Raw genomic sequence first — 13,355 nt, forward strand, 5'->3', positions numbered from 1 at the left:
CGGACATAGGATTTTCCTACAGAAACTCAGGCACCCCCCTTACCCAACTTCAGGACCCACCTGATAGGAATCACGGAAACTGGGAAGCGTGCAAAGTGCTAACTTTTGCACGTTCTCAGCAAATCATGGTCACGGGGTCCTATGTCGAAAGTAGTGAAGTCAGATGTGCTTCGTAGTGCTATTTTTAGCACTACTAAAAGCACTCTAAGGAACAATTTCATGCCGCATATCGTGCTTTCGCATGTCGTAGCGAGTATCTCTGAACTCAAAAAAAACCCGATGGGTACAGTCGCTGCCGGTGGAGGTTTGTCCGTCGCTATCCTCAATCGCAATGAGCCCGCGTTTTATTGCGTCCCAGCCAAAGAATATGAGGCGATGATGAGCCGGCTGGAAGATCTGGAATTGGTTGCCCTTTGTAAAGAACGAGAAAATGATCCCACCATAAAGGTTTCGATTGATGACCTATGAGTTGGAGTTTTCTGAAAAGGCCTGGAAGGAATGGGGAAGCTCGGAGCAAATCTGAGAGAACAGTTCAAAAAGAAGCTTCAGGAGCGACTGAATAATCCACACGTACCGGCGGACCGGCTAAGCGGGCTTGGAAACGCCTACAAGATCAAGCTGCGTAGTGCCGGATATCGGTTGGTTTATCGGGTCGTGGATGAAGCGCTGGTAGTGACTGTCATAGCAGTCGGAAAAAGAGAGCGGGGTGACGTGTATAGAGACGCTGGCGCCCGCTAAGCCATCGTTACGGGACGTGCTCATTTCGAAACCACGCGTGCTCTTGTTGCAAATCTGATCCTCGCCCTCCGTAACCAACCGTAGTGCTTTCCGAACCATCTCCTTCGCAAAGCCCTTCTGGTGTTTTCATCCATCAGATTCAAAAACACTTTTCAATCTCCCCCTACATTCCGTTCACGACCTGTGGCACACTTTCTGTCGTCCATTCCGCTAGTACATACTCTGTTCCGGTATAGCGGAATTAACTGGGCCTTCGAAGTTTCGCAGAAGATCGATTTCATAAATCTGATCCTTCGATTTTCAATCAGGAGAAACACCCATGAGCATTACTCGTTACGGCACCGGCAGCACCGCCGCTGGCGGCCAGCCACGCCCTTTCGCCCGCGCCGTGGAAGCCGATGGCTGGCTGCACGTTTCCGGGCAGGTGCCGGCGGTGGAGGGCGAGATCATTGTTGGCGGCATCGTCGAGCAGACCCACCAGACCATGAAGAACCTGATCGCTATTCTTCAAGAAGCCGGTTATGGCCTGGAAGATGTGGTGCGTGTTGGGGTGTGGCTGGAAGATCCGCGGGATTTCACCAGTTTCAACAAGGTCTTCTCCGAGTACTTCAAGCCTGAACACGCACCGGCCCGGGCCTGTGTGCAGGCGAACATGATGGTCGACTGCAAGGTCGAGATCGATTGCATTGCGTACAAGAAAAAGGTCTGAGATTTGCGATAGCTTGCGGACGCCTTCGCTGGCAAGCCAGCTCCTACAGGGCGAATTTGAATGGGAACCACTGACATGAGCGAAGACACCATCAAGCGCCGGGCACGCGGTCTGGACCGGGCGTTCGATATCCTCGATTTTCTCAAGGAAATCGGCCAGCCCCTGCGTCCGAACGACATCGCCAACGGCATCGGCAGTCCGAAATCCACGGTATACGAGCTGGTGGCCTCGCTGCTGGAACGGCGGATCCTGGAGCCGGTGGGCAAGGACGGTCATGTCTATCTCGGCCGCCAGCTGTATTTCCTCGGCCAGGCGCACCTGCGCCATTTCGACCTGACCCGCGAAGCCGATCGAGCCCTGCAGGAAATCGTCAGCCAGACCCACGAAACGGCGCAGATGTGCCTGCTCAACGGACGCAAATACACCGTGGCGCTGATGAAAGAGGGTGAACGGCATTTCCGTATTTCTTCGGACATCGGCGAGAACGCGCCCATCCCCTGGACAGCGTCCGGGCGCCTGTTGCTGGCGCACCTGAGTGACGAGGAAATCGTCGACCTGATCGACCATGACGATTTCATCCTGCCCAACGGCGAACGTTTGCCGCTGGAACAGTTTCTCAAGGAAATCCGTCAGGCCGGCATCGATGGCTTTTTTTCCTTCGACAGCGTGGCCGACACCTTTACCCATTGCTTCGCCGCCCCGGTCAAAGGCCCCGATGGCGTGGCCATTGCCACCCTGTGCATCGTCGCCCCACGGGCCGATGCCAAGACCCATTACAGCGATTACCGCCGCGTGCTGATCGATAGCGCCAACAGCCTGGCCCGTCGCATCAACGAATGACAGCGGCTGCCCGCAGCCGCGAATGTGAGGAGTTCGACCATGTCTTCTGCCAAGAATATTGCCGCCGTGGAAAAGGGCTTTGCCCACACGGGCGCCCACCTGGTGCGCGACGTCAGCCTGCCCGCGTTGGTACTGCATCGCGAAGCGCTGGAACACAACATCAGCTGGATGCAGGACTTTGTCAGCAACAGCGGCGCGCAGCTTGCGCCCCACGGCAAGACCAGCATGACCCCGGCGCTGTTCCGCCGGCAGCTGGACGCCGGCGCCTGGGGCATCACCCTGGCCAGCGCCACGCAAACCCGTGCGGCCTATGCCCACGGCGTGCATCGGGTGCTGATGGCCAACCAACTGGTCGGCACCCCGAACATGGCGTTGATTGCCGATCTCCTGGCTGATCCGGGCTTCGACTTCCATTGCATGGTCGATCACCCGGACAACGTCGCCGACCTCGGCGCCTATTTCGCTTCGCGGGGTGTGCGCCTGAACGTGATGATCGAGTACGGCGTGGTTGGCGGTCGTTGCGGTTGCCGCAGCGAACAGCAAGTGCTGGACCTGGCCAAGGCCATCGCCGCACAACCGGCCTTGGCGCTGACCGGGATCGAAGGGTATGAAGGGGTGATCCACGGTGACCACGCGGTGAGTGGCATTCGCGCTTTCGCCGGCTCCCTGGTGCGTCTGGCCGTGCAGTTGCAGGACAGCGGCGCCTTCGCGATTGCCAAGCCGATCATCACCGCTTCAGGTTCGGCCTGGTATGACTTGATCGCCGAGGAGTTCGAGGCGCAGAACGCATGCGGGCGCTTCCTCAGTGTGTTGCGTCCGGGCAGCTATGTGGCCCACGACCATGGCATCTATAAGGAAGCGCAATGCTGCGTGCTCGACCGTCGCAGCGATCTGCAGGAAGGCCTGCGCCCGGCGCTGGAAGTCTGGGCACACGTGCAGTCGTTGCCGGAGCCGGGCTTTGCGGTGATTGCCCTGGGCAAGCGCGACGTGGCTTATGACGCCGGCTTGCCGGTGCCGTTGCTGCGTTATCGGGCCGGTGTAGTGCCGGCCAAGGGCGATGATGTGAGCGCCTGCAAGGTCACCGCCGTGATGGATCAGCATGCCTTCATGACCGTGGCGCCGGGAGTTGATTTGCGGGTGGGCGACATCATTTCGTTCGGCACTTCGCACCCGTGCCTGACGTTCGACAAGTGGCGCGTGGGTTGTTTGGTGGATGAGCAATTGAACGTTGTCGAGACCATGGAGACCTGTTTCTAAAGGTTTGAGACCGCGGCGCGGCCTTCGCGGGCAAGCCACGCTCCTACAGGGGAATGCGTTCCATTGTAGGAGCGAGGCTTGCCCGCGAAGGGGCCCTGACAGACAACAAAGAAACACCAGAGACCCCACAACATGAACACCATCAACACCCCACGCATCGCCCTGATCGGCGAATGCATGATCGAGTTGCAACACCGCGCCGACGGCAGTCTGCAACAGAGTTTCGGCGGCGATACCTTGAACACCGCGGTCTACCTGTCCCGGGAGCTGGGCGCGGCGGGGTCGGTGGATTACGTCACCGCCCTGGGCGATGACAGTTTCAGCGATGCCATGTGCCAGGGCTGGGCCGCCGAAAACATTGGCCTGAGCAAGGTCCAGCGCTTGCCCGGGCGCTTGCCGGGGCTGTATTGCATCCAGACCGACGCCGCCGGCGAGCGGCGTTTTCTCTATTGGCGCAATGAAGCGGCGGTACGCGATTGCTTCACCACCCCGGCCGCCGCGCCGATCCTGGCCGCGCTGCCGGATTACGACGTGTTGTATTTCAGCGGCATCACCCTCGCGGTACTCGGCGTACAAGGTCGGGAAAAGTTATTGGAAACCCTGGTCGAAGCGCGCCAGCGCGATGCGCGGATCGTCTTCGACAACAACTACCGGCCGCGGTTGTGGGCCTCGGTGGAGGACGCGCGGGTGGCTTACCGCAAAATCCTGCCCTATGTCGACCTGGCACTGCTGACCGTCGATGACGAGCAGGCGTTGTTCCATTTCGCCGATTGCGAGGCGGTGTTTGCAGCGTACGAGCAGATCGGCACGCCTGAAGTGGTGCTCAAGCGCGGCGCCGAGGCCTGTCTGATTCGTTGTGCCGGCGAGTCATTCGAAGTGCCGGCGTTCGAGGTCGAACGGGTGGTGGATACCACGGCGGCGGGGGATTCGTTCAGTGCGGCGTACCTGGCCTCGCGGCTCAAGGGGGCAAGCCCGGTCGAGGCGGCTGAGGCGGGGCATCGGCTGGCGAGCCGGGTGATTCAGGTGCCGGGGGCACTGATTCCGAAGTAAGTGTTGGATGGCCGCTGGCAAGCCAGCTCCTACAAGGTCGATGCAATACCTGTAGGAGCTGGCTTGCCAGCGAAGAGGTCCTAAAGCCAACTATCAATCCCGGTAAAACACCTGCACCAGGTGATACCCGAACTTGCTCTTGATCGGCCCATGCACCACCCGCAGCGGTTTCTTGAAGATCACCGCATCGATCGCGCCGACCATCTGGCCCGGCCGCACTTCACCCAGGTCGCCGCCGCGTTTGCCGGACGGGCAGGTGGAGTACTTCTTGGCCAGCACATCGAAGGCTTCGCCCTTGGCGATGCGTTGCTTGAGTTGCTCGGCTTCTTCCGAGGTTTTCACCAGGATATGGCGGGCTTGAGCTTTCATGGGGCAGATACCTTGTTACGGTAGTGGCAGCGAGGGGGCGCGATTATGCCCCAACTCACTGCGGTTGACCGATCATCGTGCGAATCTTGTTGGCCAGCAGATCGATGGAAAACGGTTTGGCCACCATATCCATGCCTTCTTCGAGGAAGCCCTGGCGCTCGGCGGCCATTTGCGCGTAACCGGTCATGAACAGCACTTTCAGTTGCGGGCGATGCTGGCGCGCGATTTCCGCCAGTTGGCGTCCATTCATCCCGGGCAGTCCGACGTCGGTGACCAGCAGATCGACCCGCAAGTCGGACTCGAGCAAGGGCAGGGCCGTCTTCGCGTCTTCGGCTTCATAGGCGTGATAACCCAACTCCTTGAGCAGGTCGGTCACCAGCATGCGCACCGCCGGATCGTCTTCCACCAGCACCACCGTTTCGCCGGCAATCGCCGACGGTGCTTCGCTGACCACGGGTGACAGCACATCCTGCGGCTCGATGCCCCGCAGTCGCGGCAAGTACAGGCGCACGCTGGTGCCTTGGCCGGGCAGGCTGAACAGGGTCACGTGGCCACCGGACTGCTGGGCGAAACCGTAGATCATCGACAACCCCAGCCCGGTGCCCTGGCCGATGGGTTTGGTGGTGAAGAACGGGTCGAATGCCTTGGACAATACCTTGGGCGTCATGCCGGTGCCGTTGTCGCTGACTGCGATCATCAGGTAATCCCCGGCCTTGACCGGTTCCAGGGTGGTGATATCGCTGCCGTCGAGGTAGACATTGGCGGTTTCGATGCACAACTGGCCACCCTCGGGCATGGCGTCCCGGGCGTTGATCACCAGGTTGAGCAGGGCGTTTTCCAGTTGGCTGACGTCGGTGCTGACCGGCCAGGCATCTTCGGCCAGTTGCAGCTTGAGTTCGATGTGGTCGCCCTTGGTCCGGCTGAGCAAGTCTTCCAGGGAGTGGATCAGGTCATTGGCGTTCAGCGTCTTGCGATCCAGTGACTGCCGCCTGGAGAATGCCAGCAGCCGATGGGTGAGGGCAGCGGCGCGGTTGGCCGAGGACACAGCGGCCTCGGTGAAACGGCTGACTTCGGCGGCGCGGCCGTCGGCGATGTAGCGTTGCATCAGGTCCAGGCTGCCGATAATTCCGGTGAGCATGTTGTTGAAGTCATGGGCAATGCCGCCGGTGAGCTGGCCGAGCGCTTCCATTTTCTGCGCATGCCGCAGGGCTTCTTCGGCGCGCTCGCGTTCGAACATCTCGCTGAGCAGTTTTTCATTGGCCTCGGCCAATTGTCGGGTGCGGGCGCTCACCCGTTCTTCGAGGGTTTCGTTGAGGTTGCGCAGGGCTTCTTCGGTCTGTTTGCGCTCGGTTTCGTCGATGACGAAGATGTAGAAACCATTCACCGCGCCATCCGCGCCGTGACGCGGCAGGTAATTCATCAGCGCCTGGCGGATGCTGCCGTCGCGGTGCGGGGTGCTGATGCTGAAACAGCAGGGCTTGCCGCTCAGGGCCTGGACGATGTGCTCGGCGCGCAAGGCGTAGGCCTCATCACCCAGCACTTCGCGAATGGTTCGGCCGTAGAGTTCCTGGGGCGTGAGGCCATACCAGTCCAGGTAAGCGGCGTTGTTCAGCCGAAAGCGCTCCTCGCGGTCGACGTAGCTGATCAGGATCGGCATGGCGTTGATGATCAACTGCAGCTCAGTCTGGCTCTGGCGCAAGGCCTGCTCGGTGTTCTTGCGATCGGTCAGGTCGAGGGCTGCGCCGAGGAAACGGATCGGTCGCCCATGGTGATCCTTGTAGCAGCGTCCGCGGGCGAACACCCAGCGCAACTGGCCATCGGGTTGCAGCAGTCGGTATTCCTCGGCGTATTCGGTGCCGTGGGTGATGCAATGCTTGATGCTGCGGGCGATCAGTGCGCGGTCCTCGGGGTGGACTCCGTGCAGGTATTCGCTGATCGGCAGCTGGCCGGACAGGGCCGGCTCGATGCCGTGCAATTGGGCGAAGTGAGCGTCGGCGATGAAGCGGTCCTGACTGATGTCCCAGTCCCAGGTGCCGACCGCGTCAGTGGCGGCGAGGGCCAGTTGCAGGCGTTCTTCGGTGTCTTGCTGGGCCTTGAGGCTCGCGGCGGAGCGCTGTTCCAGTTCGAGGGCGATGCGCCGGCGTTCGTTGGTTTCGATGGCGGTGACCAGGATCCCGGCGACCTGGGCGTTTTCGTCGCGGATGGGGCTGTAGGTCAGGTCCAGCCAGAAGTCGGAATCGATACCATCGCGCTGCAGGGTAAAGCGCTGTTCGCTGTAGGTTCGCACCTGGCCTTGTAGGACTGCGCTGTAAATCGGGTCGGTAAAGTCCTTTAATTCGGGCCAGATCAGGTGGGTTGGCTGTCCGAAAGCGTGCGGATGCTTGCTGCCGGCCAGCAGCGCGAAGCCATCGTTGTAGATCTGCGTCAGTTGCGGCCCCCAGAGCAGCAGCATCGGCATCGGCGAATGAATCACGATGTCCACGGCGGTGCGCAGGCTCTGTGGCCAGGTGCTAGCAGCGCCCAGGGGGCTGTTTACCCAGTCGAGTCTGGCAATCAAGGCCTGGGCATCGCTGCCGTTGGGTGATGCGTTCATCAAGAAGTCCTGCACAAAAGTCGGTGTGGCGGCGTCAACTATCCTTGCAGGGCAGTAGACGCTGGTTGACCTGCTTCAGGTCATTTTTTAACATTGAATGCTTCGTAGGTGCTTTTTGCCATGGAAATCGACGCGTTGTTAAGCCGCCTGGCCAGCCAGGATGGCTCTGATCTCTACCTGTCCACCGGTGCGCCGCCCAGTGCGCGATTCGACGGTGTGCTCACCGCCCTGGCGGACCAACCGTTCAAGCCGGGAGAAGTTGCGACGATTGCGGCGTCCATCATGGACGCCGAACAGCGCCTTGAGTTCGATCGGGACCTGGAAATGAACCTTGCGATCTCTCCGGCCGGGATCGGACGCTTTCGGGTGAATATTTTCAAACAGCGTAACGATGTGTCGATGGTCGTGCGCAACGTCAAGCTCGACATTCCACGCTTCGAAGACCTCAAGCTGCCGTCGGTATTGCTTGAAACGGTGATGCTCAAGCGAGGGCTGATGCTGTTCGTCGGCGCGACCGACTCGGGCAAGTCCACCTCGCTGGCGGCGTTGATCGACTACCGAAATCGTCATGGCAGCGGTCACATCGTCACCATCGAAGACCCGATCGAGTACATCCACCGGCACCAGCGATCGATCATCAACCAGCGCGAAGTCGGTGTCGACACCCGCAGTTTTCATGCCGCGTTGAAAAATGCCCTGCGCCAGGCGCCGGATGTGGTGTTGATCGGCGAGATCCGCGACCGCGAAACAATGGAGCATGCCCTGGCGTTTGCCGATTCCGGGCATTTGGTGATCTCCACGCTGCATGCCCACAACGCCAGCCAGGCGCTCGATCGCATCATCAATTTTTTTCCCGAAGAGCGCCGGGGGCAATTGCTCAATGACTTGGGTAACAACCTCAAGGCGTTTGTGTCACAGCGCCTGGTACGTGGCGTTGATGGCCAGCGACGGGTCGCGGTGGAGGTGATGCTGGGGACACCGACCGTTGGCGACCTGATCCGGCGTAATGAGTTTTCCGAGCTCAAAGGGGTGATGGAGAAGTCGGCGACGCTGGGGATGCAGACGTTTGATGCTGCGCTCCATGCGCTGGTGCTGGAAGGGGCGATTGATGAGGATGAAGCGTTGAAACATGCAGATTCGGTGAACAATTTACGCTTGCGACTGAAGTTGCATGCCAACACAACGCCTGGCTCTGCGCCATCGGCAGGCGACTGGGGCCTGATGGATTGACCCATACCCCCCCTGTAGGAGCTGGCTTGCCAGCGAAGGGGCCCTTGAGACTTGCAAAGATCTCATTGACGCCTTCGCTGGCAAGCCAGCTCCTACAATGGGGCGGTGTCAGTCCTGAAGTTCGGGGCGATCGCGGAATTGTTCGAGCGCCTCGGGATTGGCCAACGCGTCGGTGTTTTTCACCTTCTGCCCATGCACCACATTGCGCACCGCCAGCTCGACGATTTTGCCGCTGATGGTCCGGGGTATGTCGGTCACCGCGACAATCTTCGCCGGCACATGACGCGGTGTGGTGTTGGCGCGAATGACCTGGCGGATCTGCTGCTGCAGCGCGTCATCCAGTTTCACGCCCTCATGCAAGCGCACGAACAGCACCACCCGTACGTCGTCCTGCCATTGCTGGCCGATGGCCACGCTGTCGAGCACCTGCGGGATTTTCTCCACTTGCCGATAGATTTCCGCGGTACCGATGCGCACGCCGCCGGGGTTGAGCACGGCGTCGGAGCGCCCATGGATCATCATCGCGCCATGGGGCAGTTGCTCGGCGTAGTCGCCCTGGGCCCAGACACCGGGAAATTGACTGAAGTAGGAGGCCTTGAGCTTTGCGCCATCGGGGTCGTTCCACAGACCGATCGGCATCGCCGGGAAGTGCCGCGTACACACCAGTTCGCCTTTTTCACCAATGACCGGCCGGCCCTCGTCGTTCCACACCTCCACGGCCATGCCCAGGCTCTTGCCCTGTATTTCGCCCCGGCGCACCGGCTGCCAGGGGTTGCCGTTGACAAAGCACGAGACGATGTCGGTGCCGCCCGACATCGAGGCCAGGCACAGGTCGGCCTTGAAATCGCGATAGACGTAGTCGTAGCTCTGCGGCGACAGCGCGGAGCCTGTGCAAAGCAAGGTCTTGAGGCTGCCCAGGTCATGGCTATGCCCAGGCTTCACGCCGCTGCTTTGCAGGGTGGCGAGGTACTTGGGGCTGGTGCCGAACACGGTGATGCGCTCGTCGTCGATCAGGTCGATCAAGCGTTGGGCATCCGGCTGGAACGGCGAGCCGTCGTACAGCACCACGGCGCTGCCCACCGCCAGGGCCGAGACCAGCCAGTTCCACATCATCCAGCCGCAGGTGGTGTAGTAGAAAAGGCGATCGCCGGGGCCGAGATCGCAATGCAGGCCGTGTTCCTTGACGTGTTGCAGCAACACGCCGCCGGTGCTGTGGATGATGCATTTGGGCACGCCGGTGGTGCCGCTGGAATAGAGGATGTACAGCGGATGGTCGAAAGGCACCGGAACGAAATCAGGGTCGCCACCAGGCTCATAGAAATCGTCCCAGAGGGTGACGTTGGCCTGGGTACGGAAATCTTCGATGTGTGTTTCGGGCCGTGCATAAGGCACGATCACCAGCTGCTGCAATGACGGCAGGCGTTCGAGGATTTCGTTGACCTTGGCGCTCTGGTCGATCGCCTTGCCGGCGTAACGATAGCCGGCGCAGGTGACCAGCACTTTCGGTTCGATCTGGCCGAAGCGGTCGATCACGCCTTGGGTGCCAAAGTCTGGCGACGAGCAGGACCAGATGGCCCCGAGGCTGGTAGTGGCGAGCATGGCCACCAGGGTTTGCCAGGTGTTGGGCATGCACGCCGCCACCCGGTCGCCAAGGCCGACACCGGCCGCGATCAAGCCGTGCTGAAAGCCGGCGACATGCTCCGCCAATTCGGCCCAGGTCAGGTGTTCACGCTGACCGTTTTCGGCCACGGCCACGACTGCCACGGCATCGTCGCGACGACTGAGCAGGTGTTCGGCGAAGTTCAGGGTGGCGCCGGGGAACCACTGGGCGCTGGGCATCTGCGGGCCTTCCAGCAGCACTGCGTCGGGTTGCTCATGGAAGCGGATGTCGAAGAAGTCGACGATGGCCTGCCAGAAGTCCGGGCGCTGATCGATCGACCATTGGTGCAGGGCAGGGTAGTCGTCGATGTGCAGGTGGTGCCGTTGAATAATGAAGCGCCGAAACGCTTCCATGCGGGTCTTGCCGATGCGTTCGGCGGTGGGTTGCCACAGTACTTCGGACATGATGTGCCTCTTCTTATCAATGCATTCGGTCGGCTTTTTGTGAGGAGATGATTTATCTGTGGCTGGGGATTATGTGGTGAGGGGATTTATCCCCGCTGGGTCGCGTAGCGGCCCCAAAAAATGGGACTGCTGCGCAGTCCGACGGGGATAAATCCCCTCGCCACAACAGGTTGGCGGTTGTTCACTGCGCCAACCACCCACCATCAATATTCCACGCCGCACCACGCACCTGGGTACCAGCCTCGCTGCACAAAAACAGCACCAGTTCACCCAGCTGCGGCGGTGTCACGAACTCCAGCGACGGCTGTTTCTCAGCCAGCAAATCGTGCTGCGCCTGCTGCGGGTCGATGCCCTTGGCGGCGCGATCGTCGATCTGCTTCTGCACCAGCGGCGTCAGCACCCAGCCCGGGCATATGGCATTGCAGGTGATGTTGCTGGTGGCCGTTTCCAGGGCGACGACTTTGGTCAGCCCTATCACGCCGTGCTTGGCGGCGACATAAGCGGCTTTGCCCGTCGACCCTACCAGGCCATGCACCGAGGCGATGTTGATCACCCGGCCCCAGCCCTTGGCGCGCATGCCCGGCAGGGCAAGGCGGGTGCTGTGGAACACCGATGACAAATTGATGGCGATGATCGAGTCCCAGCGTTCCACCGGGAACTCGTCCACGGGGGCCACATGCTGGATGCCGGCGTTGTTGACCAGAATGTCGACGCCGCCGAATTCACGTTCGGCGTAGGCGATCATGTCGGCGATCTGCGCCGGGTCGCTGACGTCGGCGGGATGATGCCCAACCTTGCCACCGAACTGCTCCACCTCGGCAATCACTTTGGATGCATCGCCGAATCCGTTGAGAATCAGGTTGGCGCCAGCCTTGGCCAGGCTCAGGGCTATGCCCAAGCCAATGCCGCTGGTGGAACCGGTAACCAGTGCGGTCTTGCCCGAAAGAGTCGTCATCAATACCTCACACAATGCCAGTGGCGTAGAAAGTGCCGATCACTACGAAAACCGCCAGGGTCTTGATCAGCGTAATACAGAAAATGTCTTTGTAGGCCTCGCGGTGGGTCAGGCCGGTCACCGCCAGCAAGGTAATCACCGCGCCGTTGTGCGGCAGGGTGTCCATGCCGCCACTGGCCATCGCCGCTACCCGGTGCAGGACTTCCAGAGGGATGTTGGCGGCGTGGGCCGCTGCGATGAAGTCATTGGCCATGGCCGCCAGCGCAATGCTCATGCCGCCGGACGCGGAACCTGTGATGCCCGCCAGCAGGGTCACGGTGATCGCTTCGTTGACCAGCGGGTTAGGGATGCTTTTGAGCCAGTCGGCCAGCACCAGGAAGCCCGGCAGGGAGGCGATCACCGCACCGAAACCGTATTCCGACGCTGTGTTCATCGCTGCCAACAATGAACCGCTGACCGCACTTCTGCTGCCTTCGGCCAACTTGCCGCGAATTGCCTGGAAGCCGAACACCAGCACCATGATGATGCCGACCAGCAATGCAGCCTGAACGGCCCAGATCGCCGTGAGCTTGGCGATTTCGGTGGTCACCGGCGCGGCCATGCCCGGCAGCGCGAGACTGTGGGTCTTGCCGTACCACTGTGGAATCCACTGGGTAAACAACAGGTTCATGATGCCCACGGCCAGCAGCGGCGACAGGGCGATCCACGGATTGGGGAGTTTGATGTCGGCAGCGGTTTCCGGCTCGTTGCGCAGTTCGGTGCCATAGCCTTCGCCGCTAAGCTGAGCCTTGTTACGCTGGCGCTGCAGAAACAGCATGCCGGCGCAGACCACGAAGATCGAGCCGATCAAACCCAGCCATGGCGCCGCCCAGGCGGTGGTGTTGAAGAAGGTGCTGGGGATGATGTTCTGGATCTGCGGGGTGCCGGGGAGGGCGTCCATGGTGAACGAAAAGGCGCCGAGGGCGATGGTCGCCGGGATCAGGCGCTTGGGAATGTTGCTCTGGCGGAACATTTCCGCGGCAAACGGGTAAACCGCGAACACCACCACGAACAGCGAGACGCCGCCGTACGTCAGCAGGGCGCAGACCAGCACGATCACCAGCATCGCCTGGCGGGTGCCGAGCACGCGAATGGCTGCCGCGACGATGGAGCGCGAGAAACCGGACAACTCGATGAGCTTGCCGAACACCGCGCCCAGCAGGAAGACAGGGAAATACAGTTTGATGAAACCGACCATCTTTTCCATGAACACCCCGGTGAAGGCGGGGGCGACGGCGGAAGGATCGGTGAACAGGACGGCGCCGAGGGCGGCAATCGGGGCAAAAAGGATAACGCTGTAGCCACGGTAAGCAGCCAGCATCAGCAGCGCGAGGGCTGCCAAGGCAATGATCACACTCATGGTGTGTCTCCTGGATTGTTATTTTTGTGTGGGTGAAACGTTGTAGGAGACGGCGTTAGCGAGTTTCGTGCCAGATGCGTAAGCAATTGAAATATATGGATATATTTTTTGAAAGTGGATCGAAAATTATCGTGCTGTCTCAATCTGGAGA

General features: G+C 60.7%; 11 protein-coding genes and 1 pseudogene. 7 read left to right on the forward strand and 5 right to left on the reverse strand.

What is annotated here, in order from left to right; all coding sequences use genetic code 11:
* Window positions 1-219 precede the first annotated feature (219 nt).
* The 6 genes and pseudogenes from HFK74_RS22820 (at window position 220) to HFK74_RS22845 (ending at window position 4,594) form a co-directional block, all read left to right on the forward strand.
* Window positions 220-468, forward strand: coding sequence for a type II toxin-antitoxin system Phd/YefM family antitoxin (locus HFK74_RS22820; protein WP_180205451.1), 249 nt, complete (start codon window positions 220-222; stop codon window positions 466-468).
* Window positions 458-738, forward strand: a pseudogene (locus tag HFK74_RS22825) (type II toxin-antitoxin system RelE/ParE family toxin). Before HFK74_RS22820 ends, HFK74_RS22825 begins: the two are co-directional and overlap by 11 nt.
* A gap of 319 nt (window positions 739-1,057) precedes the next feature.
* Complete coding sequence (locus HFK74_RS22830) at window positions 1,058-1,447, forward strand: RidA family protein (RefSeq protein ID WP_180205452.1); 390 nt, start codon at window positions 1,058-1,060, stop codon at window positions 1,445-1,447.
* A gap of 75 nt (window positions 1,448-1,522) precedes the next feature.
* Entirely contained in the window at window positions 1,523-2,287 is a 765-nt protein-coding gene (locus HFK74_RS22835) for an IclR family transcriptional regulator (RefSeq protein WP_008063610.1), read from the forward strand.
* Window positions 2,288-2,326: 39 nt separating this feature from the next.
* Window positions 2,327-3,544, forward strand: a complete 1,218-nt coding sequence (locus HFK74_RS22840) for an amino acid deaminase (protein WP_180205453.1) — start codon at window positions 2,327-2,329, stop codon at window positions 3,542-3,544.
* Window positions 3,545-3,676: 132 nt separating this feature from the next.
* The gene (locus tag HFK74_RS22845; RefSeq protein WP_180205454.1) at window positions 3,677-4,594 is read left to right on the forward strand and encodes a sugar kinase; all 918 of its coding nucleotides are present in this window, start codon (window positions 3,677-3,679) and stop codon (window positions 4,592-4,594) included.
* Window positions 4,595-4,687: 93 nt separating this feature from the next.
* Here the strand turns inward: HFK74_RS22845 and HFK74_RS22850 are convergent, their stop codons facing one another.
* Window positions 4,688-4,963, reverse strand: a complete 276-nt coding sequence (locus tag HFK74_RS22850; RefSeq protein WP_007933743.1) for a peptidylprolyl isomerase — start codon at window positions 4,961-4,963, stop codon at window positions 4,688-4,690.
* A gap of 55 nt (window positions 4,964-5,018) precedes the next feature.
* On the reverse strand, window positions 5,019-7,556 hold the full coding sequence (locus tag HFK74_RS22855) for a PAS domain-containing sensor histidine kinase (protein ID WP_180205455.1): 2,538 nt from the start codon (window positions 7,554-7,556) through the stop codon (window positions 5,019-5,021).
* A gap of 120 nt (window positions 7,557-7,676) precedes the next feature.
* Between HFK74_RS22855 and HFK74_RS22860 the strand changes: the two genes are divergently transcribed.
* On the forward strand, window positions 7,677-8,786 hold the full coding sequence (locus tag HFK74_RS22860) for a PilT/PilU family type 4a pilus ATPase (RefSeq protein ID WP_180205456.1): 1,110 nt from the start codon (window positions 7,677-7,679) through the stop codon (window positions 8,784-8,786).
* Window positions 8,787-8,894: 108 nt separating this feature from the next.
* Here the strand turns inward: HFK74_RS22860 and HFK74_RS22865 are convergent, their stop codons facing one another.
* From HFK74_RS22865 to HFK74_RS22875, 3 genes are all read right to left on the reverse strand, one after another.
* Window positions 8,895-10,850 carry an acetoacetate--CoA ligase gene (locus HFK74_RS22865; protein ID WP_180205457.1) on the reverse strand — a complete coding sequence of 652 codons (1,956 nt, stop codon included), beginning with the start codon at window positions 10,848-10,850 and terminating at the stop codon, window positions 8,895-8,897.
* Window positions 10,851-11,031: 181 nt separating this feature from the next.
* The gene (hbdH, locus tag HFK74_RS22870; protein ID WP_180205458.1) at window positions 11,032-11,805 is read right to left on the reverse strand and encodes a 3-hydroxybutyrate dehydrogenase; all 774 of its coding nucleotides are present in this window, start codon (window positions 11,803-11,805) and stop codon (window positions 11,032-11,034) included.
* 7 nt (window positions 11,806-11,812) lie between these two features.
* Window positions 11,813-13,204 (reverse strand): GntP family permease, encoded by a 1,392-nt coding sequence (locus HFK74_RS22875; RefSeq protein ID WP_180205459.1) that lies wholly within the window; start codon window positions 13,202-13,204, stop codon window positions 11,813-11,815.
* Window positions 13,205-13,355: the final 151 nt, after the last annotated feature.

Source organism: Pseudomonas sp. SbOxS1, from assembly GCF_013416725.1.
In the GTDB taxonomy this organism is placed as follows: domain Bacteria; phylum Pseudomonadota; class Gammaproteobacteria; order Pseudomonadales; family Pseudomonadaceae; genus Aquipseudomonas.

Excerpts from the sequence above, each read along its gene's own strand:
- HFK74_RS22820 (WP_180205451.1), top strand. The coding sequence starts at position 220 with ATGCCGCATATCGTGCTTTCGCATGTCGTAGCGAGTATCTCTGAACTC.
- HFK74_RS22830 (WP_180205452.1), top strand. The coding sequence starts at position 1,058 with ATGAGCATTACTCGTTACGGCACCGGCAGCACCGCCGCTGGCGGCCAG.
- HFK74_RS22835 (WP_008063610.1), top strand. The coding sequence starts at position 1,523 with ATGAGCGAAGACACCATCAAGCGCCGGGCACGCGGTCTGGACCGGGCG.
- HFK74_RS22840 (WP_180205453.1), top strand. The coding sequence starts at position 2,327 with ATGTCTTCTGCCAAGAATATTGCCGCCGTGGAAAAGGGCTTTGCCCAC.
- HFK74_RS22845 (WP_180205454.1), top strand. The coding sequence starts at position 3,677 with ATGAACACCATCAACACCCCACGCATCGCCCTGATCGGCGAATGCATG.
- HFK74_RS22850 (WP_007933743.1), bottom strand. The coding sequence starts at position 4,963 with ATGAAAGCTCAAGCCCGCCATATCCTGGTGAAAACCTCGGAAGAAGCC.
- HFK74_RS22855 (WP_180205455.1), bottom strand. The coding sequence starts at position 7,556 with ATGAACGCATCACCCAACGGCAGCGATGCCCAGGCCTTGATTGCCAGA.
- HFK74_RS22860 (WP_180205456.1), top strand. The coding sequence starts at position 7,677 with ATGGAAATCGACGCGTTGTTAAGCCGCCTGGCCAGCCAGGATGGCTCT.
- HFK74_RS22865 (WP_180205457.1), bottom strand. The coding sequence starts at position 10,850 with ATGTCCGAAGTACTGTGGCAACCCACCGCCGAACGCATCGGCAAGACC.
- hbdH (WP_180205458.1), bottom strand. The coding sequence starts at position 11,805 with ATGACGACTCTTTCGGGCAAGACCGCACTGGTTACCGGTTCCACCAGC.
- HFK74_RS22875 (WP_180205459.1), bottom strand. The coding sequence starts at position 13,204 with ATGAGTGTGATCATTGCCTTGGCAGCCCTCGCGCTGCTGATGCTGGCT.